General features: G+C 63.0%; 25 protein-coding genes (1 of these 25 only partly in view). 15 read left to right on the forward strand and 10 right to left on the reverse strand.

Annotated features, from left to right (window positions below):
- Both rhtA and F8N82_RS15585 read left to right on the forward strand, forming a co-directional pair.
- A protein-coding gene (gene rhtA / locus F8N82_RS15580) for a threonine/homoserine exporter RhtA (RefSeq protein ID WP_095162024.1) crosses the window boundary here: on the forward strand, nucleotides 1-616 show its 3' portion. 272 nt of this gene lie to the left of the window's left edge; the window shows 616 of its 888 coding nt (coding positions 273-888); its start codon lies beyond the left edge, outside the window; it ends in the stop codon at nucleotides 614-616.
- Nucleotides 617-801: 185 nt separating this feature from the next.
- Nucleotides 802-1,083 (forward strand): hypothetical protein, encoded by a 282-nt coding sequence (locus F8N82_RS15585; protein ID WP_095162022.1) that lies wholly within the window; start codon nucleotides 802-804, stop codon nucleotides 1,081-1,083.
- Nucleotides 1,084-1,147: 64 nt separating this feature from the next.
- Here F8N82_RS15585 and F8N82_RS15590 read toward each other — a convergent pair whose 3' ends face one another.
- Entirely contained in the window at nucleotides 1,148-2,959 is a 1,812-nt protein-coding gene (locus tag F8N82_RS15590; protein WP_095162020.1) for an aminopeptidase P family protein, read from the reverse strand.
- Nucleotides 2,960-3,015: 56 nt separating this feature from the next.
- The gene (locus F8N82_RS15595; RefSeq protein WP_038996117.1) at nucleotides 3,016-4,176 is read right to left on the reverse strand and encodes an aminotransferase class V-fold PLP-dependent enzyme; all 1,161 of its coding nucleotides are present in this window, start codon (nucleotides 4,174-4,176) and stop codon (nucleotides 3,016-3,018) included.
- Nucleotides 4,177-4,394: 218 nt separating this feature from the next.
- On the opposite strand from F8N82_RS15595, the gene F8N82_RS15600 reads away from it, so the two are divergent.
- Genes F8N82_RS15600 through F8N82_RS15610 form a run of 3 tightly spaced genes read left to right on the forward strand, consistent with a single transcriptional unit; the run spans nucleotide 4,395 to nucleotide 6,413 of the window.
- Complete coding sequence (locus F8N82_RS15600; protein ID WP_256584484.1) at nucleotides 4,395-4,526, forward strand: hypothetical protein; 132 nt, start codon at nucleotides 4,395-4,397, stop codon at nucleotides 4,524-4,526.
- A gap of 20 nt (nucleotides 4,527-4,546) precedes the next feature.
- A complete protein-coding gene (locus F8N82_RS15605) occupies nucleotides 4,547-5,656 on the forward strand; it encodes a DUF3182 family protein (RefSeq protein ID WP_080764777.1) in 1,110 nt (369 codons plus the stop codon).
- On the forward strand, nucleotides 5,643-6,413 hold the full coding sequence (locus F8N82_RS15610; protein ID WP_038996118.1) for an alpha/beta hydrolase family protein: 771 nt from the start codon (nucleotides 5,643-5,645) through the stop codon (nucleotides 6,411-6,413). Before F8N82_RS15605 ends, F8N82_RS15610 begins: the two co-directional genes overlap by 14 nt.
- Here F8N82_RS15610 and F8N82_RS15615 read toward each other — a convergent pair.
- The gene (locus tag F8N82_RS15615) at nucleotides 6,396-6,773 is read right to left on the reverse strand and encodes an antibiotic biosynthesis monooxygenase (RefSeq protein WP_038996119.1); all 378 of its coding nucleotides are present in this window, start codon (nucleotides 6,771-6,773) and stop codon (nucleotides 6,396-6,398) included. The genes F8N82_RS15610 and F8N82_RS15615 overlap by 18 nt on opposite strands.
- An 89-nt stretch (nucleotides 6,774-6,862) precedes the next feature.
- On the opposite strand from F8N82_RS15615, the gene soxR reads away from it, so the two are divergent.
- Nucleotides 6,863-7,327 carry a redox-sensitive transcriptional activator SoxR gene (gene soxR, locus F8N82_RS15620; protein WP_038996121.1) on the forward strand — a complete coding sequence of 155 codons (465 nt, stop codon included), beginning with the start codon at nucleotides 6,863-6,865 and terminating at the stop codon, nucleotides 7,325-7,327.
- Here soxR and F8N82_RS15625 read toward each other — a convergent pair.
- Nucleotides 7,324-8,748, reverse strand: coding sequence for an FAD/NAD(P)-binding protein (locus F8N82_RS15625; RefSeq protein ID WP_038996122.1), 1,425 nt, complete (start codon nucleotides 8,746-8,748; stop codon nucleotides 7,324-7,326). The genes soxR and F8N82_RS15625 overlap by 4 nt on opposite strands.
- A 78-nt stretch (nucleotides 8,749-8,826) precedes the next feature.
- The gene (locus F8N82_RS15630) at nucleotides 8,827-9,807 is read right to left on the reverse strand and encodes a GlxA family transcriptional regulator (RefSeq protein WP_038996123.1); all 981 of its coding nucleotides are present in this window, start codon (nucleotides 9,805-9,807) and stop codon (nucleotides 8,827-8,829) included.
- Between the two features lie 107 nt (nucleotides 9,808-9,914).
- On the opposite strand from F8N82_RS15630, the gene F8N82_RS15635 reads away from it, so the two are divergent.
- Complete coding sequence (locus tag F8N82_RS15635) at nucleotides 9,915-10,472, forward strand: cysteine hydrolase family protein (RefSeq protein ID WP_038996124.1); 558 nt, start codon at nucleotides 9,915-9,917, stop codon at nucleotides 10,470-10,472.
- 21 nt (nucleotides 10,473-10,493) lie between these two features.
- Here F8N82_RS15635 and F8N82_RS15640 read toward each other — a convergent pair whose 3' ends face one another.
- The gene (locus tag F8N82_RS15640; RefSeq protein ID WP_038996125.1) at nucleotides 10,494-11,057 is read right to left on the reverse strand and encodes a helix-turn-helix domain-containing protein; all 564 of its coding nucleotides are present in this window, start codon (nucleotides 11,055-11,057) and stop codon (nucleotides 10,494-10,496) included.
- 84 nt (nucleotides 11,058-11,141) lie between these two features.
- Between F8N82_RS15640 and F8N82_RS15645 the strand changes: the two genes are divergently transcribed.
- The 7 genes from F8N82_RS15645 (at nucleotide 11,142) to F8N82_RS15675 (ending at nucleotide 18,299) form a co-directional block, all read left to right on the forward strand.
- Nucleotides 11,142-12,086, forward strand: coding sequence for a DMT family transporter (locus tag F8N82_RS15645; protein WP_038996126.1), 945 nt, complete (start codon nucleotides 11,142-11,144; stop codon nucleotides 12,084-12,086).
- A 149-nt stretch (nucleotides 12,087-12,235) separates the two neighbouring features.
- The gene (locus F8N82_RS15650) at nucleotides 12,236-15,151 is read left to right on the forward strand and encodes a monovalent cation/H+ antiporter subunit A (protein ID WP_038996127.1); all 2,916 of its coding nucleotides are present in this window, start codon (nucleotides 12,236-12,238) and stop codon (nucleotides 15,149-15,151) included.
- Nucleotides 15,151-15,495 carry a Na+/H+ antiporter subunit C gene (locus F8N82_RS15655; RefSeq protein WP_010224297.1) on the forward strand — a complete coding sequence of 115 codons (345 nt, stop codon included), beginning with the start codon at nucleotides 15,151-15,153 and terminating at the stop codon, nucleotides 15,493-15,495. The genes F8N82_RS15650 and F8N82_RS15655 overlap by 1 nt, the downstream gene beginning before the upstream one ends.
- Nucleotides 15,492-17,177 (forward strand): monovalent cation/H+ antiporter subunit D, encoded by a 1,686-nt coding sequence (locus tag F8N82_RS15660; protein WP_038996130.1) that lies wholly within the window; start codon nucleotides 15,492-15,494, stop codon nucleotides 17,175-17,177. Before F8N82_RS15655 ends, F8N82_RS15660 begins: the two co-directional genes overlap by 4 nt.
- A complete protein-coding gene (locus F8N82_RS15665) occupies nucleotides 17,174-17,662 on the forward strand; it encodes a Na+/H+ antiporter subunit E (RefSeq protein ID WP_038996131.1) in 489 nt (162 codons plus the stop codon). Before F8N82_RS15660 ends, F8N82_RS15665 begins: the two co-directional genes overlap by 4 nt.
- Entirely contained in the window at nucleotides 17,659-17,937 is a 279-nt protein-coding gene (locus F8N82_RS15670; RefSeq protein WP_038996132.1) for a K+/H+ antiporter subunit F, read from the forward strand. The genes F8N82_RS15665 and F8N82_RS15670 overlap by 4 nt, the downstream gene beginning before the upstream one ends.
- A complete protein-coding gene (locus F8N82_RS15675; protein WP_038996133.1) occupies nucleotides 17,934-18,299 on the forward strand; it encodes a Na+/H+ antiporter subunit G in 366 nt (121 codons plus the stop codon). The genes F8N82_RS15670 and F8N82_RS15675 overlap by 4 nt, the downstream gene beginning before the upstream one ends.
- 2 nt (nucleotides 18,300-18,301) lie before the next feature.
- Here the strand turns inward: F8N82_RS15675 and F8N82_RS15680 are convergent, their stop codons facing one another.
- Both F8N82_RS15680 and F8N82_RS15685 read right to left on the reverse strand, forming a co-directional pair.
- Nucleotides 18,302-18,508, reverse strand: coding sequence for a hypothetical protein (locus F8N82_RS15680; RefSeq protein WP_038996134.1), 207 nt, complete (start codon nucleotides 18,506-18,508; stop codon nucleotides 18,302-18,304).
- The gene (locus tag F8N82_RS15685) at nucleotides 18,505-18,975 is read right to left on the reverse strand and encodes a hypothetical protein (protein WP_038996136.1); all 471 of its coding nucleotides are present in this window, start codon (nucleotides 18,973-18,975) and stop codon (nucleotides 18,505-18,507) included. Before F8N82_RS15685 ends, F8N82_RS15680 begins: the two co-directional genes overlap by 4 nt.
- Before the next feature lie 319 nt (nucleotides 18,976-19,294).
- Between F8N82_RS15685 and F8N82_RS15690 the strand changes: the two genes are divergently transcribed.
- The gene (locus F8N82_RS15690; protein ID WP_038996137.1) at nucleotides 19,295-19,504 is read left to right on the forward strand and encodes a hypothetical protein; all 210 of its coding nucleotides are present in this window, start codon (nucleotides 19,295-19,297) and stop codon (nucleotides 19,502-19,504) included.
- A 7-nt stretch (nucleotides 19,505-19,511) separates the two neighbouring features.
- Here the strand turns inward: F8N82_RS15690 and F8N82_RS15695 are convergent, their stop codons facing one another.
- A complete protein-coding gene (locus F8N82_RS15695; RefSeq protein WP_038996138.1) occupies nucleotides 19,512-19,727 on the reverse strand; it encodes a hypothetical protein in 216 nt (71 codons plus the stop codon).
- A gap of 115 nt (nucleotides 19,728-19,842) precedes the next feature.
- The gene (locus tag F8N82_RS15700) at nucleotides 19,843-21,480 is read right to left on the reverse strand and encodes a methyl-accepting chemotaxis protein (protein WP_414602467.1); all 1,638 of its coding nucleotides are present in this window, start codon (nucleotides 21,478-21,480) and stop codon (nucleotides 19,843-19,845) included.
- Nucleotides 21,481-21,530 lie beyond the last annotated feature (50 nt).

The raw sequence follows: 21,530 nt of genomic DNA on the forward strand, positions 1-21,530 counted from the left end.
GTCGCTGCGCACCGTGCCGCTGGGTATTGCCGTCGCCCTGGAGTTCACCGGCCCGCTGGCCGTGGCCCTGTATGCCTCACGACGGGCCGTGGATTTTCTCTGGATTGGCCTGGCGGTCATTGGTTTGCTGCTATTGATACCGATCGGCCAGACCGGCGCCGGCATCGACCTGATTGGCGCCAGCTATGCACTGGGCGCGGGCGTGTGCTGGGCGCTGTACATTCTATATGGGCAAAAGGCCGGCGCCGAGAACGGCATCCAGACCGCAGCCCTGGGCGTGATGATTGCCGCGCTATTTGTTGCCCCCATCGGCATCATTCATGCCGGTAGCGCATTGCTTACCCCGGCGCTGCTGCCTGTCGCGCTGGGCGTAGCGATACTTTCCACAGCCCTGCCCTACAGCCTGGAAATGGTTGCCCTCACGCGCATGCCTGCCCGGACCTTTGGTACCTTGATGAGCATCGAACCTGCATTTGGCGCGCTCTGTGGCTTGTTGTTCCTGGGTGAGGTGCTGACCGTAGCGCAATGGCTGGCTATCGCTGCAATTATTACAGCTTCAGTAGGGGCCACCCTGTCACTGCGCAAAGAGCGCCCGGCGCTGGTTGCCGCCGACTGATTTGAGAAATATTTGCATTTAAATAGACACTGGTCATTGTGCCGCGCATCCACCATCTTTAAGCTGTAACCCAACGTCAACCTTGAAGATATCTAATTTGACAAGACAGGGACGCAAGCAAGCACCAGGAAGGCGCAAAGGAAATTAGACACGGGCGACAGACCCGGTACGCATTAAGGACAGGAATGAAACGAATTTTGCTCATCCTAGCCATTTTGGCCATCGCTGGATGTGCGGCGACGGCGAAGACTGAAGTCAAACGCGGCAAGAAGGGCCTGCATATCAATTGCTCTGGCCTGTCATCTTCCTGGGACAAGTGCTACACCAAGGCCGAAGCCTCCTGCGGCAGCAAAGGCTACAAAGTCATTGCCCGTTCAGGTGATGGCGATGCCGAACCCGGTGACTATCCGTTCGGCCTCAACCCAGCCGGCTACACCAGCCGCAGCATGATCGTCATCTGCAAGTAACCTCCTCCAAAAAACAAGGGCAGCCCACGGGCTGCCCTTGTTGTCAGTACCTCACCCGCTTGGCTCAGATCGGCTCGGTACGAACCTGCAGCCACTGCAACGCAGCGCCTTCCAGCAAAGGCGCCAGGCGCTCGCGCACCTGGGCATGATAGCCATTGAGCCAGTCACGCTCCTCGATACTCAGCCGTTGCACCAGCAGGCAGCGGGTGTCGATAGGGCATAACGTGAGGGTTTCAAACTCGAGAAAGTCGCCAAACGCACTGTTGCCTGCCTCACGGTTGAACACCAGGTTTTCGATACGTACACCCCACTCGCCTGGGCGGTAGGTACCCGGCTCGATCGAGGTGATCATCCCCGCCTGCATCGCTGTGTGTGGCGCAGCTGCCGCCTGATAGGCAATGACCTGCGGCCCTTCATGCACATTCATGAAGTAGCCGACACCATGCCCTGTGCCATGACCATAGTCGACCTGCTCCGCCCAGATTGGCGCACGGGCGATGGCATCGAGTAGTGGCGAGAGGATGCCCCGTGGAAAGCGCGCCCGGGACAACGCGATGACGCCCTTGAGTACCCGGGTGCAGTCCTGCTTCTGTTCGGCAGTGGGGGTGCCAATCGGCACCATGCGGGTAATGTCGGTGGTCCCGCCCAGGTACTGTCCGCCGGAATCGATCAGCAGCAGGCCATCGCCTTCGATGCGCGCGTGGGATTCGTCAGTCGCCCGGTAATGCGGCATGGCGCCATTGGCATTGAAAGCGGCGATGGTCGAAAAACTCAAAGAAACGAACCCCGGGCGACGTGCACGCGCCGCACTGAGCTGTTCATCCACTGTCAGCTCGGTGATCGGCTCGCCACGCCCCTGCGCTGCCTCGAACCAGGCGAAGAATTCACACAGCGCCGCGCCATCCTGCTCCATGGCCTTGCGGATGTGTTGAAGGTCGGCTTGGCTTTTCTGCGATTTGGCCAGCGTGGTCGGGTTCAGCCCTTCGATCAGGCGAACCCCATTAGCGGTATTGGCCAACAGGCCGCTGGTGACCCGAGCCGGATCGACCAACAGGCTATCGCTAGCGGGAATGGCGGCCAGCACCGAGGCAACCTCGGCATAGTCGCGCAAGCTGATGCCATCGACTTCCAGCACATGACGCAAGTGTTCGTCGATCTTGCTCATGGCGACGAACAGGGTGGCCTGACGCTGGCTTATCAGGGCAAAGGAGACGAACACCGGGTTATAGGAAACGTCACTACCGCGCAAATTGAACAGCCAGGCAATGTCGTCCAGGGTAGCGATGAAGTGCCAGTCGGCGCCGCGCTCACGCAGGGTCTGGCGCAGGTTGGCCAGCTTTTCGGCGCGGCTGACCGTGGCCTCGGGCGGCAGGTGCTGGTACACCGGATTGTCGGGCAGTGCGGGCCGATCAGCCCATACCTGATCCAGCAAATCCTTTTCAGTAAGCAAACGCACGTTGCGCGTCTTCAGCCGCTCGCCCAACTGGCGGGCGGATGCCAGGGCCATTACCGCACCGTCTACCGCAACCACGCCGCCTTCAGGCGCCTGCTCGGCCAACCAGTCCAAGGGCCCGGGCTTGCCTGGCTGCAACTTCACCAGCTCGATGGTGCTGCCCGCCAGTTCCTTTTCCGCCTGCTCCCAATAGCGGCTGTCAGCCCACAGGCCGGCGAAATCGGCGGTAACGATCAAGGTACCGACCGATCCGTGAAACCCGGACAACCATTGCCTGGCCTGCCAATACCCAGGCAGGTATTCGGAGAGGTGCGGGTCGGCCGACGGCACCAAAAGGGCGTCGACACCTTCGCGCTGCATCACTTCACGAATACGGGCCAGGCGCGTATTCACCGCTTCCTGCGTTGAAGACTGACTGTTCATACTGACTCCTGCTACCACGGCATCCATTGTTGTTGGCGCAGATAATGGAACAGGCTTCAGCCATGGGCAACTGCCCAGAAGGGTTGCGACTGTAACGAGGTCTTGATTGCCCGGACTGCCTGGTCGATATCCTGGGCCTGGGTGTAACGGCCCAGGCTCAGGCGAATGGTCTGGCGCGCGGCCTGTGGCTCAAGCCCAAGCGCCAGCAGCACGTGCGAAGCGGCGTTGGCTGCGGAGTTGCAAGCGGAGGTAGAAGAGAATGCCAGGGACTGGGCAAGTTGAGAAAAGTCAGGGCATTCGGCGCTGAACGTGAGGCTGAGCGTGTGCGCGATCCGCTGCCCGGCACTGCCATTGAGGCGCACGCCCGGCAACGGCAGCAATTGATCGAGCAGGCGCTGCTGCAACTGGCGGATGCGTGCAGTTTCTTCTTCAAGCTCTGCATGGGCCACGGCAAACGCCTCGCCCATGCCGACGATCTGATGAGTCGCCAGCGTCCCGGAGCGCAGCCCGCCCTCATGCCCGCCGCCATGTATCTGAGCCTGCAACAAGGGCCTGGCACGCTCACCGACATACAAGGCGCCGATGCCTTTTGGCCCATACACCTTGTGTGCGGAAAAAGACATCAGATCCACCGGCCAGCGGGCCAGGTCGATTGGCAGCTTGCCCGCCCCTTGCGCCGCATCCACATGCAGCAATGCGCCCTGCTGACGAACCACCTCAGCCAACGCCGGGATATCGTTGAAGGTCCCCAATTCGTTGTTCACCAGCATCAGCGAAACCAGGAAGGTATCGTCTCGCAGGGCTGCGCGCAGCGCCTCGGCAGTGATCAGGCCCTGGTCGTCCGGCGCGAGCAAGGTCACGCTGAAACCGTTTTTCTCAAGCTGGCGAACGGTATCGAGCACCGCCTTGTGTTCGATCTGGCTGGTAATGATGTGACCACCCTGACGGCCTTGGGCGAGGCCCTTGAGCGCCAGGTTGTTCGACTCGGTAGCCCCCGAGGTCCAGACGACCTGCTCGGCCTGGGTACCCACAAGCCTGGCAACCTGCTCACGAGCGCGTTCCACGGCCGCCCGGGCGCTCTGCCCGTAGCAGTGGGAACTGGAGGCCGGGTTGCCGAAGTTGCCCGAAGCGCCCAGACACCTGACCATGGCCTGGATGACTCGCTCGTCGACCGGTGTCGTGGCGGCGTAGTCGAAATACAGCGGAAGATCGTTCATGACAGCAGGCTCTCTGGTTGTCGTCGCCTTGCAAAGCAGGCGTTTCCTAAATCCGTGTAGGCAAAGTGCAACGCAATAGTGCACCAGCCACATATAGAACAATAAATTATAAATTTATATATTTATATAACCAAAATGTTATCCGTCAGTCACTCCTGCTGAACTTCTGCCGCTTATGGACTTCACAATCAGTACAGTCCTGCGCAGGAAAAATTGCCATGTCACAGGGAAGCAAAGCCAAGGTTCACAGCGATTCGGCCAAACGCGCTGCGGCCACCAGCAAAGGCATCGACGCCGGCTCGAACATGCAAAAGCAGGAGCTGATCGATGCACTCAAGCAAGCCTCCTGAACTGCGCAGAGGATCTGCCCATGCTCCGATCGACCGACCGCAAGCAAGGTGTGGTACTGCTGGATACGCGTCAGAGCACCCCCGAGCATGAACACAGCGTGCACTTGAAGCTCGCCGAACGCCTGGCCCAATTGTTCCATACCGAAGTGGTCAGCCCCGCCCAGCCGCCGACGGCCAGGGAGAATTTCTATTACCTGCCCACCGAAACCCTGATTGGCACCGAGCGCTATCGGGCCATGGGCATTGGCGCGCCAACGGATCTGTTTGGCGGCTTGGTCAGCCAACCCTACATGGCCACCAAGGCGATTTCCCATCCGCTGCCCGCCGATGCGCGTTTCCCGCTGGGCTGGACCGATGACTTTGCCCGACTGGCCCACAATGCACTGTTGCGCGGCTATAGCGTTTTCAGCCTGGACGATGCGATCCGCGCCGCAGAACTGCTATTGCGCGAGGGCCCTCTGCGCCTGAAACCGGTGCGCGCGACCGCAGGTCGCGGGCAAACCGTGATCGACAGCATGAAAGGCCTGGAGCAAGCGCTGGGCGGCATGGATGAACAGGAGATCGGCCTCTGGGGCCTGACCCTGGAAGAAAACCTGAGCCAGGTGCAGACCTTCAGTGTCGGCCAGGCCCTGGTCGCCGGCATCCTCTGCAGCTACTACGGCACCCAGCAACTGACCCGCGACCACCAAGGCGAGGAAATCTACGGCGGTTCCGATCTGGTGCTGGTGCGCGGCGACTACGACGTCCTGCTGCAACTGGACCTGGAAGATCACCTGCGCCTGGCCATTACCCAGGCCAGGGCCTACGAACAGGCAGCGCTGCAGGCCTTCCCCGGCTTTATCGCCTCACGGCGCAACTATGATGTCGCGCGAGGCCTGAACAGCCAGGGCAAGCTGCGCAGCGGCGTGCTCGAACAATCGTGGCGCATCGGTGGCGCCAGCAGCGCCGAGGTCCTGGCGCTGCAAGCCTTCGCTGCCGACCCGGCGCTCAAACGCGTGCGCGCCTCCACCCACGAAACCTTCGACGCACCAGCGCTGCCCGCCGATGCCACGATTTTTTATCAGGGGGACGATAGTGAAATCGGACGAGTCTGCAAATACGCACGGATCCGCGACTATGACCATCCATAGCGAGCCGATCGAGATCCCGGTTGATGGTGAAAACATCGCCGGGACCATTGTCAGCCCCGGGTCCAAAGTGCCTGGAATCCTGTTTGTGCACGGCTGGGGCGGCAGCCAGCAACGCGACCTGGCCCGGGCCAAGCAGATCACCGGCCTTGGCTGCGTGTGCATGACCTTCGACCTGCGTGGCCACGAGAAGACCGAAAGCCAGCGCCTGAGCGTTACCCGCGAGCAGAACCTGGCCGACCTGGTTGCCGCCTATGATCGACTGGTCAGCCACCCGGCAGTCGACACCAGCGCCATCGCTCTGATCGGCAGCAGCTACGGCGGTTACCTGGCGACCTTGCTGACCGCCTCGCGCCCGGTCAAATGGTTGGCGTTAAGGGTCCCGGCGCTGTACTGGGACGATGAATGGAACCTGCCCAAGCAAGCGCTCAACCGCCAACGCCTCACCGACTACCGCCAGCGCCCCCTGGGCCCGGGCGACAATCGGGCGCTGGGCGCCTGTGCCGAATTTGCCGGCGATGTACTGCTGGTGGAGTCGGAACAGGATGACTTCGTGCCGCACAGCACCTTGATGAGCTACCGCTCGGCCTTCGTCAGCGCCCATTCCCTGACCCACCGGATCGTCGACGGCGCCGACCACGCGCTGTCCAGCGACCGCAGCCAGAAAGCCTACAGCTCGATCCTCAGCGCCTGGATCAGCGAAATGGTCATTGGCGCGCGGCTCGATCGCTACCCTCACCATTCACCCTGGTATTCCTGAGCCCATCGGCAGTTGGCAGTGCAGCCCGTGCTCCGCCGTGCGGGCCAGGCTGCTGAGGGTCTGGAAGGCATTGAAGTTGACGCCCTTGGCCTGATGCTGGCGCATCAACTGCAGGAACGGTTCCTGCTCGAAGCTGCTGACAGCGGTCTGCCAAGCCGAGCGCGATTGCCATTGCAGGTACTGCAGCACCCGGCTGCCATCGTCGCTGGCCTGGATGCTGGCAGCGAGCAAACCGTTGTGCTGCTGAGCCAAGTGCTCGCTGCGCAGCACCAGCGCCTGGGCCAGGGCGTGTTGCCGGGCCGGCGGCACCTCGAACTCGATCATCTGGGTAAAACACAGGCTGTTGTCTGAAACCCGCATGAACCTTCTCCCTCTGCCAATGTGCTTGCGCGATAATGGCAGGCAGGGTAAAACCTCGAGTTAACTAGAGGTCAAGAGATATTCTTTACATGCCTGATTCGGCCCAGGGCGTACTCAGCGTTGGCCAGCTCTCGGCGCGCAGTGGCGTTGCCGTCACCGCCCTGCACTTCTACGAGAGCAAGGGCCTGATCCACAGCACCCGCAGCGCCGGCAACCAGCGCCGCTATCCGCGCGATACCTTGCGCCGGGTGGCGGTGATCAAGATGGCCCAGCGCCTGGGGATCCCCTTGGCGACCATTCATGCCGCGCTGCAGACGTTGCCGGTGGGCCGGGCGCCGAGTGTGAAGGATTGGCAGCGGCTGTCAGAGCAGTGGCGCCAGGACCTGACCCGGCGCATCGACAAGCTGATGGTGCTGCGCGACCAATTGGACAGCTGCATCGGTTGCGGTTGCATGTCGCTGCAAAGCTGCCCGCTGCGCAACTGTGACGACCAACTCAGCGAACAAGGCCCGGGCCCGCAACTGCTGGAGCCCGGCCCCGAACACGACGACTAGCGACCCGGCCCGGCCAGGTGCTGGGCCAGCGCCTTGGCCTGCAAGGCAACATCGGTCACCGCCGTGCTCTCCCACCACAGGCCGCGCAAAGGCGGGCCCATGGCGAACAGACGCCGGCTGTAGCGGCCCTCGGCATCCTGCACCGCTCCTTGCGCATCGGCAGCGATGCCCAGGGCCAGAGGGCCCGGCTGGATCAGCCGGCGTTGCAGCAGGTTCTGCGGTAGCGGACGGGCAACCCGACGCCAGTCGTATTCAATACCGGTGGAGTTGATCAGGGCTGCGGCGTCGAGCCGCTCGACCTGGGTTTGCCCGCGAAAGCGCAGCTTTACCACCGGATGGCCATCGGCGCTGGTTTCAACTCCCTGCAACGACGCCGCATGGATACGCAATCGTCCTTCGTCGAGCAGCCGCGCCAGCACTGCCGCACCCGGCGGCGGAGAACGATGATGATGGCTCTCCCACCAGGGCCGGACGTGGCGCACGAACTGGCGCTTGTGCCGCTCACTGGCCTGGCTCCAGAGCCGGCCGATATGCACGCGTACGGTGTCCAGCGGCGCCTGCCAGTCGATGCCCTGCTGCTGGGCCAACCGGCACTGATTGCGCAAAGCCCGCATCAGTTGCAATGGGCTGCGAAGGGACAGGTCGGCGGCGAGAAAATCCTCCCACGCGGGCGGTTGACGGCGAACATGCGGCAACAGGCCGTGGCGGGAGAACACTTCGATCGGCCCGCGATGCCCGGCTGCCTGCAGCGAGACCACGGCATCAACCATGGTCAGACCGGAACCGATGATGACCACCCGCCCGTCTGGGTCGACCGGGCCCATGGCTTGAACATTCCAGGGATCTACGCAGGCATTGTTGAACGTATTGTCGCTGACCTGGGTGGTACGCGCGGCGGCAAACATGCCGGTGGCCAGAACTGCCCGGGCTGCGCGCAAGGTACGACCATCGGCGAGGCTGACACTGACGCCCTGTTCGTCCACTGCCAGATCAACGGCTTCGGCCTGCACATGCTCAAGCCGCGAGCCCTGTTGCGCGCCCGCCGCTTGCGCTTCGGCCAGACGCTGGCGCGCATAGACGCCGAACAACCCGCGTGGCGGAAACAACTCGGCAACGCTCACCTGCTGCTCAGCCGACTCTGGCCAGCCCCCGACTGCAATATGCTGACCTAGCCATTGGCTCAGATCGTCGACGTTGTCCGGGTCAACACTCATGCGTGCGGCGTTGCCGTTGAGCGTGTGCAGCAGGTGCGTGGTGCTATAGGCTTCGCCGCGCCCCAGCTCATTGCGCGGCTCGATGATCAGCACACGGCGGCGGCCCGCCTGGCGCAACAGCTGCGCTGCCAGCAGGGCACCGCTCAAGCCACCGCCGATTATCAGTACATCAGCCAGCGGGTTCTCGGATTGTTCAGGGGCGCTCATGGCGTTCTCCATCTTGTTTGCGCTGGATAATAAGCAGCAAAACGGCAAAAGCTCAGCCCGACCGGTACCAAAGTAGGATCAGCCTAGCGGGGTCGCGAGGCGGCGCCGGTAGTCGCTGGGGGCAAGCCCGGTGACCTTGAAGAACACTTTGCGAAAGGCCCCCGGGTCCTGATAGCCGACGCCCCAGGCAATCTGGTCGATGGAGCGGTTGGTGAATTCGAGCATGCGGCAAGCCCGGCCAACCCTGACCTGCTGGCAATACTCGGTGGGTTTGAGGCCCGTGGCGCTGCGAAAGCGGCGCAGGAAAGTGCGCTGCTCGAGGCCGGCGCAAGTGGCCATGGCGGCGAGCGAAACCTCACGCGCGCCGCTGCCCTGCAACCAGTGCTGAACCTTGAGCACCGCCTCGTCGCCGTGGTCCAGCCTGGGGCTGAAGACGCTGCCGGGGTGTTGCCCGCCGCTGACCCGCTCGACCGCCAGAAAGCGCGCGGTCTCCGCCGCCAGGGTCTCGCCCAGGTAACGCGCGATCAGTGTCAGGCCCAGGTCCGTCCAGGCCATCAACCCGGCCGAGGTAATGATGTCGCCATCATCGAGCAACGGCAGGTTGGCTTCGACCTGAACCCGCGGAAAACGCTCGACCAGTGATTGCGCAAAGTTCCAGTGGGTGGTCGCCGGGCGCCCATCGAGCAGGCCACTGGCGGCAATGAAAAACACCCCGACGCAGACCGACACCAGCAACGCACCGTCGGCATGCCATTGGCGCAGGTTCGCGCAGTAGCGCTCGAGCAATTCGGGCGAAGGGGCCTGGGTCAGGCTCGGCGGGATGATCATCGCGCGCACTTGATGGTGCATGCCGGGGTGCGTGTCGAAGGTTACCTGCAGTTGCTGCTCAGGCGTCTCGCTCCAATGGCAGACGCGCAACTGCGGCCGCTCCAGCGCACCGAGTTCTGAGCGCAGACGGTTGGCCACGGCAAACAGATCGGTCAGGCCATGCACGGCGGCCAGTTGCGCGCCGGGGTAGACCAGCACGCCAATTTCCAGAGTGTCCTGCGCCAATGCCATTGTCAGTTTTTCCCGCCAATTTGTCGTTCGCGCCAATCCGCAAGCGCATCGCCCAAGCCTATAACTATCACCACGTCACAACCACTCCCCCACATGAGGCTTTTGCGATGAACAAGCAGGCACTGATCGTCATCGACATCCAGAACGATTACTTCCCCGGCGGTAAATGGACCCTGGACGGCGCCGATGCGGCGGCCGACAACGCCGCCAGCATCCTTGAAGCCGCCCGCGGCCGCGGCGACCTGGTGGTGCATGTGCGCCATGAGTTCGAGTCCAGCGATGCACCGTTCTTCACCCCAGGCTCGCCAGGTGCGCAGATTCACCCCAAGGCGGCCAACCACGCCGGTGAGCCAGTGGTCCTCAAGCACAAGGTCAATGCATTTTTGGGAACCGAGCTCAAGCAACTGCTGGATGACGGGCAAATCAGCGACATCACAGTGATCGGCAGCATGAGCCACATGTGCATCGATGCCGTCAGCCGCGCAGCTGCCGATTACGGATATGGCGTGACGGTGATTCACGATGCCTGCGCGACCCGCGCCCTGGAGTTCAACGGTGTTACGGTACCGGCGGCGCAGGTGCATGCAGCCTATATGGCGTCGCTGGCCTTCGCTTACGCCCAGGTGATTTGCACCGAGGACTATCTGACCGCCGCCCTGCGTTAAATGCAGTGACCCGCCACGTGCTCAAATCACCACATTGCGCACGAAGCGGGTCGCCACTTGGCCGTCGTTGCGATAGGCGTAGCGGCGGTTGCTGGCAAAGGTGAAGAACTCGCCGGCGTTGAGCAGGTGTCGGTGCCCCTCGACCTCCAGGGTCAGGCAGCCTTTGAACACGAACAACTGCTCGCTCCAGCCATCGGCATCGGGCTCGCAGGGGTAGACTTCACCCGGCTCCAGGCGCCATTCCCAGAGCTCGACTTCACGGGTGGCGGCGGAGCTTGCCAGCAGTACCGCCTTGCTGCCGGGATGCACACCGGTCCAGGCCAGTTCGTTGATCCGGCTCGGGTCGCGGTTGTCTGGCGCTTTGATCAGATCGCTGAAGGCCACTTCCAGGGCTTCGGCGATCAGGTCGAGGGTGGTCAGGCTGACATTCTTTTCGCCGGCCTCGATGGCCACCAGCATGCGCCGGCTGACTCCGGACTTTTCTGCCAAGGCACTCTGGCTCAATTCGGCGGCATGGCGCAGGCGGCGAATGTTCTGGCTGACGTGCTGAAGCACCGACGCGCGTTGACTGGAATCTTTGTGCACTATATTGCTCATCAATAGGGGTTGCGCAGTATACTGCCCACTTTCGCCGCAATTGTGCGTCGACCCTCTTCCGTGTGCAAGGCCATGACTCCAACCAACGCTGCTGACCGCCCCCCCGTTTCCTTCCGGCTGAGCAAGGCTGAACTGGTGCTGGTGTTTATCACCATGCTCTGGGGCGGCACCTTTTTGCTGGTGCATAACGTGATGAAGGTCAGTGGGCCGATGTTTTTCGTCGGCCTGCGCTTCGCCGCCGCAGCATTGTTCGTCGGCCTGGTCACAGCCCGTTCGCTGCCGGGGCTGACCGCCACCGAACTCAAGGCCGGGGTGTTGATCGGCGTGTCGATCATGCTCGGCTACGGCCTGCAAACGGTTGGCCTGCAAACCATCAGCAGCAGCCAGTCGGCGTTTATCACCGCCCTGTATGTGCCCTTCGTGCCGTTGCTGCAATGGCTGGTGCTGGGCCGTCGCCCGGGCCTGATGCCGAGCCTGGGAATTTGCCTGGCGTTTGCCGGGCTGATGCTGCTGGCAGGCCCCGGTGGTGGTTCGTTGCAGTTCAGCCCCGGCGAAATCGCCACCCTGGTCAGCGCCGTGGCCATCGCCGCAGAAATTATCCTGATCAGCCGCTATGCCGGCCAAGTGGACGTGCGCCGCGTGACCGTGGTGCAACTGGCCACCGCCTCGGCACTGTCGTTCATGATGGTGGTGCCCACTCAAGAACGCCTGCCGGACTTTTCCTGGCTGTTGCTGCTCAGCGCCTTGGGCCTGGGGGCGATGAGCGCGGTGATCCAGGTGGCGATGAACTGGGCGCAGAAATCGGTCTCGCCAACCCGCGCTACCCTGATCTACGCCGGTGAACCGGTGTGGGCCGGCATCGTCGGACGCATCGCTGGCGAACGCCTGCCGGGCGTGGCCTTGCTCGGTGCCGTGCTGATCGTCGTCGCCGTGGTGGTCAGTGAACTGAAGATTCGTCGCCGTGGCGAAGAGCAGTCGCTGGAGGTTGACGGCGAAGAACGTGAGGCGGGTCTCTGATCGGCAAATGCCGTCTATCCTTTGAAAAAAACTGTTATAAAAAAAAGGATTGATACAGCGCTCTTGTAGGATTCTGCGACAGCTTGCGGGTTGGTGATCGACCAGTCGCCACGTATGATCCCTTACAAACTCCTGCAGATTAGAAATCTATGTCCTTGATAGTGCTACTGCTTCTGCCGTTTGTCGGCAGCTGCCTGGCGGCTGTCTTGCCGCACAACGCACGCAACAGCGAATCGCTGCTGGCCGGACTGGTCGCCCTGGTGGGCACTGTCCAGGTCGCTTTGATGTACCCGCAGATCGCCCATGGCGGTGTGATCCGTGAAGAATTCCTGTGGCTGCCAAGCCTGGGCCTGAACCTGGTCCTGCGCATGGACGGCTTCGCCTGGCTGTTCTCCTTGCTGGTGCTGGGCATCGGTACCCTGGTGTCGCTTTACGCGCGCTACTACATGTCACCGCAAGACCCGGTGCCGCGCTTCTTTGCCTTCTTCCTGGCGTTCATGGGCGCCATGCTCGGCCTGGTGATTTCCGGCAACCTGATCCAGATCGTGTTCTTCTGGGAACTGACCAGCCTGTTCTCGTTCCTGCTGATCGGCTACTGGCATCACCGTGCCGATGCCCGTCGCGGCGCCTACATGGCCCTGATGGTCACCGGAGCGGGCGGGCTATGCCTGCTGGCGGGGGTACTGCTGCTCGGCCATGTGGTCGGCAGCTACGACCTGGACAAGGTCCTCGCTGCCGGTGAGCAGATTCGCAACCATGCCCTCTATCCCATCCTGCTACCCCTGATCCTGCTTGGCGCGCTGAGCAAAAGCGCGCAATTCCCCTTCCACTTCTGGCTGCCCCATGCCATGGCGGCGCCGACCCCAGTCTCGGCTTACCTGCACTCGGCAACCATGGTCAAGGCCGGGGTGTTTCTGCTGGCGCGGCTCTGGCCATCGCTTTCCGGCACCGAGGAATGGTTCTGGATCGTCAGCGGCGCCGGCGCCGCCACCCTGCTGCTCGGCGCCTTTGCAGCCATGTTCCAGAACGACCTCAAGGGTCTGCTGGCCTACTCGACCATCAGCCACCTGGGCCTGATTACCCTGCTGCTGGGCCTGAACAGCCCGTTGGCGGCGGTCGCGGCGGTGTTTCACATCCTCAACCATGCTACCTTCAAGGCCTCGCTGTTCATGGCCGCGGGGATCATCGACCACGAAAGCGGCACCCGTGACATTCGCCGTCTCAGCGGGTTGTTCCGGCTCATCCCCTTCACTGCGACCCTGGCCATGGTGGCCAGCGCATCGATGGCCGGGGTACCGTTGATGAACGGCTTCCTGTCCAAAGAGATGTTCTTCGCCGAAACCGTGTTCATCAGCTCCACCGCCTGGGTCGAAGCGGCCCTGCCGGTGATTGCCACCCTTGCCGGCACCTTCAGTGTCGCCTATGCCTTGCGCTTTACCGTCGACGTGTTCTTCGGCCCACCGGCCACCGATTTGCCGCACCCCCCCCACGAGCCGCCACGCTGGATGCGTGCACCAGTCGAGTTGCTGGTGATGACCTGCCTGGTGGTCGGTATCTTCCCGGCGCAGTCGGTCGGCCCGCTGCTGGCCGCCGCCGCATTGCCCGTGGTGGGCGGCACCCTGCCCGAATACAGCCTGGCGATCTGGCACGGCTGGAACGCCCCGTTGATCATGAGCCTGATCGCCATGAGTGGCGGCATCATCCTTTACCTGCTGCTGCGCAATCAGCTCAAGCTCGGGCGCTTCCCGTCGCCGCCACTGATCGAGCGCTTCAATGGCAAGCGCCTGTTCGAACACGGCCAGGTGCTGATCATGCGCACGGCCCGGCGCTTCGAGCGAGTGTTCACCACCCGGCGCCTGCAGAAGCAGCTGTTCATGTTGGTGCTGATCGCCCTTCTGGCCGGCCTGCTGCCCATGCTGCACAGCGGTCTGAGCTGGGGTGACCGGCCGAAGATTCCGGGTTCCGGGGTGTTTGTGATGCTCTGGCTGATCGCCATTGCCTGCGCCCTGGGCGCCGCCTGGCAGGCCAAATATCACCGTCTGGCGGCGCTGACCATGGTCAGTGTCTGCGGGCTGATGACCTGCATTACGTTCGTCTGGTTCTCGGCACCGGACCTGGCCCTGACCCAACTGGTAGTCGAGGTGGTCACCACGGTTCTGATCCTGCTTGGCCTGCGCTGGCTGCCACGGCGGATCGAGGGCGTCTCGCCGCTGCCAGGCACTCAGGAGCGCGCGCGCCTGCGCCGCCTGCGCGACCTGCTGCTGGCGGTCGGCGTGGGTGGCGGCATGGCGCTGCTGTCCTATGCCATGCTCACCCGCCCGACTCCCAACGACATCTCTTCGTTCTACCTGAGCCGGGCCCTGCCCGAAGGCGGCGGCAGCAACGTGGTCAACGTCATGCTGGTGGACTTCCGCGGCTTCGACACCCTGGGCGAGATCACCGTGCTGGTGGCCGTGGCCCTGGCAGTGTTCGCCCTGCTGCGGCGCTTCCGCCCGCCCAAGGAGAGCATGCAGTTGCCGGCCCAGCAGCGCCTGCTGGCGCCGGACGTGGTCACCGACCTGGTCAACCCGCGCCACGCGGCCGACACCGCGCTGGGCTTCATGATGGTGCCGGCGGCGCTGGTGCGCCTGCTGCTGCCGATTGCCCTGGTGGTGTCGATGTACCTGTTCATGCGCGGTCACAACCAACCAGGCGGCGGCTTCGTTGCCGGCCTGGTGATGTCGGTGGCGTTCATCCTCCAGTACATGGTGGCCGGCACCCAATGGGTCGAGGCCCAGATGAGCCTGCGACCGCTGCGCTGGATGGGCACCGGCCTGCTCTGCGCGACCCTGACCGGAGTCGGTGCGATGCTGCTGGGCTACCCGTTCCTTACCACCCATACCGCGCACCTGCATTTGCCGTTGCTGGGCGACACCCACCTGGCCAGTGCGCTGTTCTTTGATATCGGCGTGTTCACCGTGGTGGTCGGATCGACCCTGCTGATCCTCACCGCGCTGGCTCACCAGTCGGTGCGCGGTCATCGCCCGGGCAGCCAAGCGAAACCCACTCAAGCAGGAGCCGCCTGATGGAAGAAGTCATTGCAATCGCCATTGGCGTGCTCGCCGCCTCCGGGGTCTGGCTGATCCTGCGGCCACGGACCTTCCAGGTGGTGATGGGCCTGTGCTTGCTGTCGTACGGGGTCAACCTGTTCATCTTCAGCATGGGCAGCCTGTTCATCGGCAAGGAGCCGATCATCAAGGACGGCGTGCCCCAGGACCTGCTCAACTACACCGACCCACTGCCCCAGGCCCTGGTGCTCACCGCGATCGTCATCAGTTTCGCCATGACCGCACTGTTCCTGGTGGTGCTGCTGGCTTCCCGCGGCCTGACCGGGACCGACCATGTCGATGGCCGGGAGCCTAACGAATGAGTGCGATGAACCAACTGATTGTCGCACCCATCCTGTTGCCGCTGCTGACCGCAGCGCTGATGTTGCTGCTCGGGGAAAAACGCCGGCCGCTCAAGGCGCGGATCAACCTGATCTCCAGCCTGCTCGGGCTGGGCATCGCCATCACCCTGCTGCTGTGGGTGCAGGGCCAGGGGCAAGCCAGCTCGATTGGCGTGTACCTGCCCGGCAACTGGCCAGCGCCCTTCGGTATCGTGCTGGTGGTCGACCGCCTTTCGGCCTTGATGTTGGTGCTGACCGGCATCGTCGGGGTCAGCGCCCTGGTGTTCGCCATGGCCCGCTGGGACCGCGCCGGCGCCAGCTTCCACGCGCTGTTCCAGATCCAGCTGATGGGCCTGTATGGCGCCTTCCTCACCGCCGACCTGTTCAACCTGTTCGTGTTCTTCGAAGTCCTGCTGGCCGCCTCCTACGGCCTGATCCTGCATGGCTCAGGGCGCGCACGGGTCAAGGCCGGCCTGCATTACATCGCCATCAACCTGCTGGCCTCGTCACTGTTCCTGATTGGCGCGGCGATGCTCTACGGTGTCACCGGCACCCTGAACATGGCCGACCTTGCGCTGAAGATCCCGCTGGTACCGGAGGCCGATCGCGGCCTGCTGCACGCCGGTGCGGCGATCCTGGCCACGGCGTTCCTGGCCAAGGCCGGGATCTGGCCACTGAACTTCTGGCTGGTGCCGGCCTACTCCTCGGCCAGCGCACCGGTGGCCGCGCTGTTCGCGATCATGACCAAGGTCGGTTTCTATACCGTGCTGCGTTTGTGGACCTTGCTGTTCTCCGGCCAGGCTGGCGCTTCGGCGTTCTTTGGCGGCGAATGGCTGATCTACGGCGGCCTGGCCACCCTGGGCTGCGCGGCCGTGTCGATACTCGCCGCGCAGCGCCTGGAGCGCATGGCCAGCCTGAGCATCCTGGTCTCGGCAGGCACCCTGCTGGCGGCCATCGGCTTCGGTCAGGCCACCCTGACCGCCGCCGCGCTGTTCTACCTGGTCAGCTCGACCCTGGCGCTGTGTGCACTGTTCCTGCTGGCCGAACTGATCGAGCGCTCGCGCTCGGCCAACGAAATCCCCCTGGACGATGAAGGTGACGGCCTGCCCTCGCCCTTGGAGTCGCTGCACCCGCCCAAAGGCATCAACCTCGATGACGAACAGAAGGCGGTGATCGGCCAGGTCATCCCCTGGACCATGGCCTTCCTCGGCTTGAGCTTTATCGCCTGTGCCCTGCTGATCATCGGCATGCCGCCGCTGTCGGGCTTTATCGGCAAGCTCAGCCTGATCAGCGCGCTGTTCAACCCGCAAGGGCTGGGTGTGGCGCCGGAGCAGCCGCTGAGCGTCTCGGGCTGGATATTGGTGGCGTTGCTGGTGCTCTCCGGCATGGCCTCGCTGATCGCCCTGACCCGCGTCGGCATCCAGCGCTTCTGGACCCCGCAGGAGCGCCCATCGCCACTGCTGCGCCGTTTTGAATGCATCCCCATCGTGGTGCTGCTGGGCTTGTGCGTAGTGCTCAGCCTGCGCGCCGAGCCGCTGCTGCGCTACACCCAGGACACCGCTGCCAGCCTGCAGGACCCAGAGCAATACGTCAGTGCCGTGCTCGGCACCCGCCCAGTGCCTGGGCCCACCAGCCTGGCTGCCGGCACCGAGGTGCAGCCATGAAGCGCTTGTTCCCCGCCCCGTTGCTGTCCCTGTCGCTGTGGCTGCTGTGGCTGCTGCTGAACCTGTCGGTCAGCCCCGGCAACCTGCTGCTGGGCGCCTTGCTGGGCATCGTCGCGCCGCTACTGATGGCACCGTTGCGACCGCTGGCGGTGCGCATTCGCCGCCCGGGCACCATCGTTCGCTTGATTCTGAGGGTTGGCGTCGACGTGCTGGTGTCCAACCTGCAGGTCGCCCGTGGCGTGTGGTCGGCCAAGCGCCGTGCGCCGCGCTCACGCTTCGTGCATATTCCCCTGGAGCTGCGTGACGCCCATGGCCTGGCGGCCCTGTCGATGATCACCACGGTGGTCCCCGGGACCATCTGGTCGGAACTGGCGCTGGACCGCAGCGTCCTCCTGCTGCACGTGTTCGACCTGGACGACGAGGCCGGATTCATCGAGCACTTCAAGCACACCTATGAACGCCCGCTGATGGAGATCTTCGAATGACTGGCCTGCTTGCCAATGCCATTCTCGCCAGCCTGTTCATCTTTGCCCTGGCCATGGCCCTGACCCTGTGGCGGCTGTTTCGCGGCCCTTCGGCGCAGGACCGGGTACTGGCGCTGGATTACCTGTACATCCTGGCCATGCTGATGATGCTGGTGCTGGGTATCCGTTACGCCAGTGACACCTATTTCGAAGGCGCACTGCTGATCGCGCTGTTCGGCTTTGTCGGCTCCTTCGCCCTGGCCAAATTCCTCCTGCGTGGCGAGGTGATCGAATGATCAATGCCAATGAACTGCCGTTCTGGGTAGAACTGCTGGTGGCCGTGTTGCTGCTGCTGAGCAGCCTGTTCGCCCTGAGCGGCGCTGTCGGCCTGATTCGCCTGAAGGACTTCTTTCAGCGCATGCACCCGCCGGCCCTGGCATCGACACTGGGTGCCTGGTGCGTCGCCCTGGCCTCGATCCTGTACTTCTCGATGCTCAAGGAGTCGCCGGTGCTGCATGCCTGGCTGATCCCGATCCTGCTGTCGATCACCGTGCCGGTCACCACCCTGCTGCTGGCCCGTGCTGCATTGTTTCGCAAGCGCATGGCCGGTGATGACGTACCTGAAGAAGTCAGCAGTGGCCGCGATCGCGGCAACTGAAATCAGCCGCTGAGCTGCTGCAGCTCACGGCGGACCATAGCCGCGTACTCGGGCGGGCTGAGGGTGTAGAGCTGGGTGGCGACCCAGTCGAACCACGCCGCCTGCAGGCGTGGGCGCTCGGCAAGCCACTCCTCGGCCAAGGCGCGAGCCTGCGCCTGGTGCCGGGCATGAAAGTCAGCGCGGCCAACGCGCTCGGCGGCTACGCTCACTCGCTGGCCTTGAAGGTGGTCAGTTCACCCTTCTGCCATTTGGCAACCTTGCGGGTCACGGCCTTGAGAGTCTTGCTCAGACCTTCCTGCAACTGCTCGTGGGCGGCGAACACCAGCACCACGCCCTGGCCTTCCTTGAAGACAATGCCTTCGCCTTCAGCCACCGAAACGAAGGCGTAGTCACCCAGGCCATAAACAGTCAGCTTGATTTCGCGAAATCGGATTTCCAGCTTGCCACCTTCGCGACTGGGCAATACTGCGGCACGAAAATGATCGCCGACCTTGAGTTCCAGACGCTGTTTGTCGTCCACCACCAATGCGGTTTCAGTATCGATCTCGGCCATGTACAGGCCTTCCGCGTTCTGTTCGGTGACATAAACAAAACGCGATTGAAACTGTTTGACCAGTTTTGCCCTGAGGTCGCCCAGAACAAACAGGGCATGGGTATCCAGATTGCTGACTGCCAAAGAAGAATTCCTCAAAAACCGATTACACGCCGCTCCCCCAGCGGGCCGCGAGGCAGCCGCAAGGCAGCGGTACTTCAATTCGAAGTCTGAAAGACTAGTGGATTTGTGCACGAAAAGTCTGTGCAGACTGGCAAAGCAACCCGCAGGAATGTTTACCCATTGCTGCAAGCTTTTATCAGTTTGCAGATTTTCAGCAGATTTCCTAAAACGGAGAAGCCTTTTCTGACAGCACTATCGCAACAAAAGTGCGATAGATGAAAGCAAGCCCTTCAGCAGGACGGGCTCCTGGAAATCATCCACTGCACACAGGGAAGCGAATATGCACGAAAACACCGAATTCCGTCGAGAGCCTAAAGGCATTTCCTACATAGAATATGCCGCTCACTCGCTCAACAGCATGCCGCGCTTTGTGGTAGTGCCAGCTGGTATCGGTTTCTTTCATATCACCGAGCAAGCTACCGGGCGGGTGAAGGGCTTTCGCTGCGAGCATACCGAAGCCTGCGCCCTGGCCCGTTACCTGGAGAATTGACCCGGGCTTAACCGGCCCGACGCGCAACGGCGGGCCGGTCAACCCCGTGCAACTGTTCCAGCCAGGCAGCCTGACACTCCTGGGCTTCAGTACGGGTGGCGAAGGCTGTGCCACGCCGCTCGCCGTTGTCCAGTACCACCCAGCACACGCGCTTGCCCAGCACCTGCAGCGAGGCAGGCACGCCGCTACCAATCATCACCGCTACATCGACTTGGCTATTCATCATTCCCTCCGGAATTTATTAGCAACCTAACGATATGCGTATGATAAGTCCTGACCGCCTACGGAAAAAGCTATCCCCGGCATAGCTGTTTTACATTGCCGGTAACAAAGCCCGGTCAATCCTGCTGCGGTCGGTAGCCCAGACGCAAACCACCCCAATGCCTGCCCTGCACATGGATCGGCACTGACAGGTCGTGCATCAGCTCGCCCGTATCGCGGGTATAGGTTTGCAACAACACCGCCTGTTGATGGCTGCCGCAGCGAATACCAGTACGGTCGTCGAACTTGCGCTTGCTGCGGTTGTGCGCAGTATCGATGGCCTGGTCACCGGTCAACGGCTGATTGAAGGCATTGTTGTGGGTAGGGACATAACCTTGCTGGGTGCAGGCAATGGCGAACACCAGGCCTTCATGCTGCTTGAGCAGCGGCTCCTGGATCGGCGGCAGGACCTGGTCGGTGTACGGGTCGAAACGGGTGCGAAAACGTGCTGGCGAAGTACCCGGCAGTTGCTGGTAGTGGCGGTCGAACAAGTCCTCAAGGCTGATGCGCCCCTGGGCGATATCGTTCTCGAACTGTTCGGCAATCTGCTGTGCGCCTTGACGGGCCAGGTCATAAACGCGCTGGTGATAGTCGTCCAGGCCAACCTCCGCCAGGCGCTCACTGATGCTTTCGGCCTGCCCTTCCAGTTGTACGGCGGCCTGGGCCAGTCGCCGGGTTTGCTGGTCGCTGACCTGCAGGTCGCTGCGCATGCGCGCCACCGCCTCGAACAGGCTGTCCAGTTGCAATCGATTGGTTTCGGTACCCTCGGCGATCTCGCCGATCTGCTGCTCGACCCCGGCGGCCAGCCCGGCAATGCTGTCCAGTTGCTCGCCCGTGTGTTCGACCTGGTCCACGCCGCTGTGCAGGTCATCTGACAGCTCGCGGATCTGCCCGACCACCTGCGCCGTACGCTGCTGGATATCGGCGACCATCTGCCCGACTTCCTCGGTGGCGCTGGCGGTACGCCCGGCCAGGCCCCGCACCTCATCGGCAACCACGGCAAAGCCGCGCCCGTGATCACCCGCCCTGGCTGCTTCGATCGCCGCGTTGAGGGCCAGCAGGTTGGTCTGGCTGGCGATGGTCTGAATCACCAGGGTGACCCTGGCGATATCCTCGCTGCGCAGGTGCAGCGCCTCGATCAGTTCGCGGCTAGCGGTAGCCCGCGCACTCAGGTGATGCATGCGCTGGATCGACTCGGCCAGTACCGTGCGCCCGGCGGCGCTGCTTTGATGGGCGCTGCGGGCAGCGACCAGGGCCTGCTGGCTCAACTGCGAGGTGGCCTTCTCGGTGCCGATCATCACTTCGGCGCTGCTGACGATTTGCGCTGCGCAGTCCAGTTGCGACTGCAGCTTGTCTGCCAGCTGTTGCACCGAGAACGCCACCCCGGCGGCCGACAGGGCATTGTGGCTGGTGGTGCGCGACAGGTCGCGAGTCAGCTCGGCCAGCGGCTCACGGGTTTCCTGCGCGGCAACCGCGACCTTGCGCAGGCGCGGCAACCACAACGCCAGCAGGGCCAGCGGCAGGCCGAGGTAAAACGACAGCCCGGCAAACGCCATGGCCGCCAGCAACCCTGCCAGTACCAGGCTCTGCAAAACCGTGTCTGACCACGGCGCAACGGCGAACGGCGTAGCTTGCCCTTCGACCACGGCGCCAGGCAGAGATCCTTCTCGCATCATGTTTTGGCTCCATCGCAGCACGTCTTGTTGTGCGGCCATTAAACGCCACTATTAGGCCATTAGCCATGCTTCCTTGGGTGTAAGACCGG

The sequence above is a fragment of the Pseudomonas fluorescens genome (assembly GCF_902497775.2).
GTDB classification, from domain to species: Bacteria; Pseudomonadota; Gammaproteobacteria; order Pseudomonadales; family Pseudomonadaceae; genus Aquipseudomonas; species Aquipseudomonas putida_F.

Coding starts and splice junctions, on each gene's coding strand:
- F8N82_RS15660 (WP_038996130.1), top strand. CDS start 15,492: ATGAGTGCGATGAACCAACTGATTGTCGCACCCATCCTGTTGCCGCTG.
- F8N82_RS15645 (WP_038996126.1), top strand. CDS start 11,142: ATGACTCCAACCAACGCTGCTGACCGCCCCCCCGTTTCCTTCCGGCTG.
- F8N82_RS15610 (WP_038996118.1), top strand. CDS start 5,643: ATGACCATCCATAGCGAGCCGATCGAGATCCCGGTTGATGGTGAAAAC.
- soxR (WP_038996121.1), top strand. CDS start 6,863: ATGCCTGATTCGGCCCAGGGCGTACTCAGCGTTGGCCAGCTCTCGGCG.
- F8N82_RS15615 (WP_038996119.1), bottom strand. CDS start 6,773: ATGCGGGTTTCAGACAACAGCCTGTGTTTTACCCAGATGATCGAGTTC.
- F8N82_RS15585 (WP_095162022.1), top strand. CDS start 802: ATGAAACGAATTTTGCTCATCCTAGCCATTTTGGCCATCGCTGGATGT.
- F8N82_RS15670 (WP_038996132.1), top strand. CDS start 17,659: ATGACTGGCCTGCTTGCCAATGCCATTCTCGCCAGCCTGTTCATCTTT.
- F8N82_RS15600 (WP_256584484.1), top strand. CDS start 4,395: ATGTCACAGGGAAGCAAAGCCAAGGTTCACAGCGATTCGGCCAAACGC.
- F8N82_RS15655 (WP_010224297.1), top strand. CDS start 15,151: ATGGAAGAAGTCATTGCAATCGCCATTGGCGTGCTCGCCGCCTCCGGG.
- F8N82_RS15695 (WP_038996138.1), bottom strand. CDS start 19,727: ATGAATAGCCAAGTCGATGTAGCGGTGATGATTGGTAGCGGCGTGCCT.
- F8N82_RS15630 (WP_038996123.1), bottom strand. CDS start 9,807: ATGGCATTGGCGCAGGACACTCTGGAAATTGGCGTGCTGGTCTACCCC.
- F8N82_RS15690 (WP_038996137.1), top strand. CDS start 19,295: ATGCACGAAAACACCGAATTCCGTCGAGAGCCTAAAGGCATTTCCTAC.
- F8N82_RS15595 (WP_038996117.1), bottom strand. CDS start 4,176: ATGAACGATCTTCCGCTGTATTTCGACTACGCCGCCACGACACCGGTC.
- F8N82_RS15590 (WP_095162020.1), bottom strand. CDS start 2,959: ATGAACAGTCAGTCTTCAACGCAGGAAGCGGTGAATACGCGCCTGGCC.
- F8N82_RS15605 (WP_080764777.1), top strand. CDS start 4,547: ATGCTCCGATCGACCGACCGCAAGCAAGGTGTGGTACTGCTGGATACG.
- F8N82_RS15700 (WP_414602467.1), bottom strand. CDS start 21,480: ATGGCCGCACAACAAGACGTGCTGCGATGGAGCCAAAACATGATGCGA.
- F8N82_RS15635 (WP_038996124.1), top strand. CDS start 9,915: ATGAACAAGCAGGCACTGATCGTCATCGACATCCAGAACGATTACTTC.
- F8N82_RS15650 (WP_038996127.1), top strand. CDS start 12,236: ATGTCCTTGATAGTGCTACTGCTTCTGCCGTTTGTCGGCAGCTGCCTG.
- F8N82_RS15625 (WP_038996122.1), bottom strand. CDS start 8,748: ATGAGCGCCCCTGAACAATCCGAGAACCCGCTGGCTGATGTACTGATA.
- F8N82_RS15665 (WP_038996131.1), top strand. CDS start 17,174: ATGAAGCGCTTGTTCCCCGCCCCGTTGCTGTCCCTGTCGCTGTGGCTG.
- F8N82_RS15675 (WP_038996133.1), top strand. CDS start 17,934: ATGATCAATGCCAATGAACTGCCGTTCTGGGTAGAACTGCTGGTGGCC.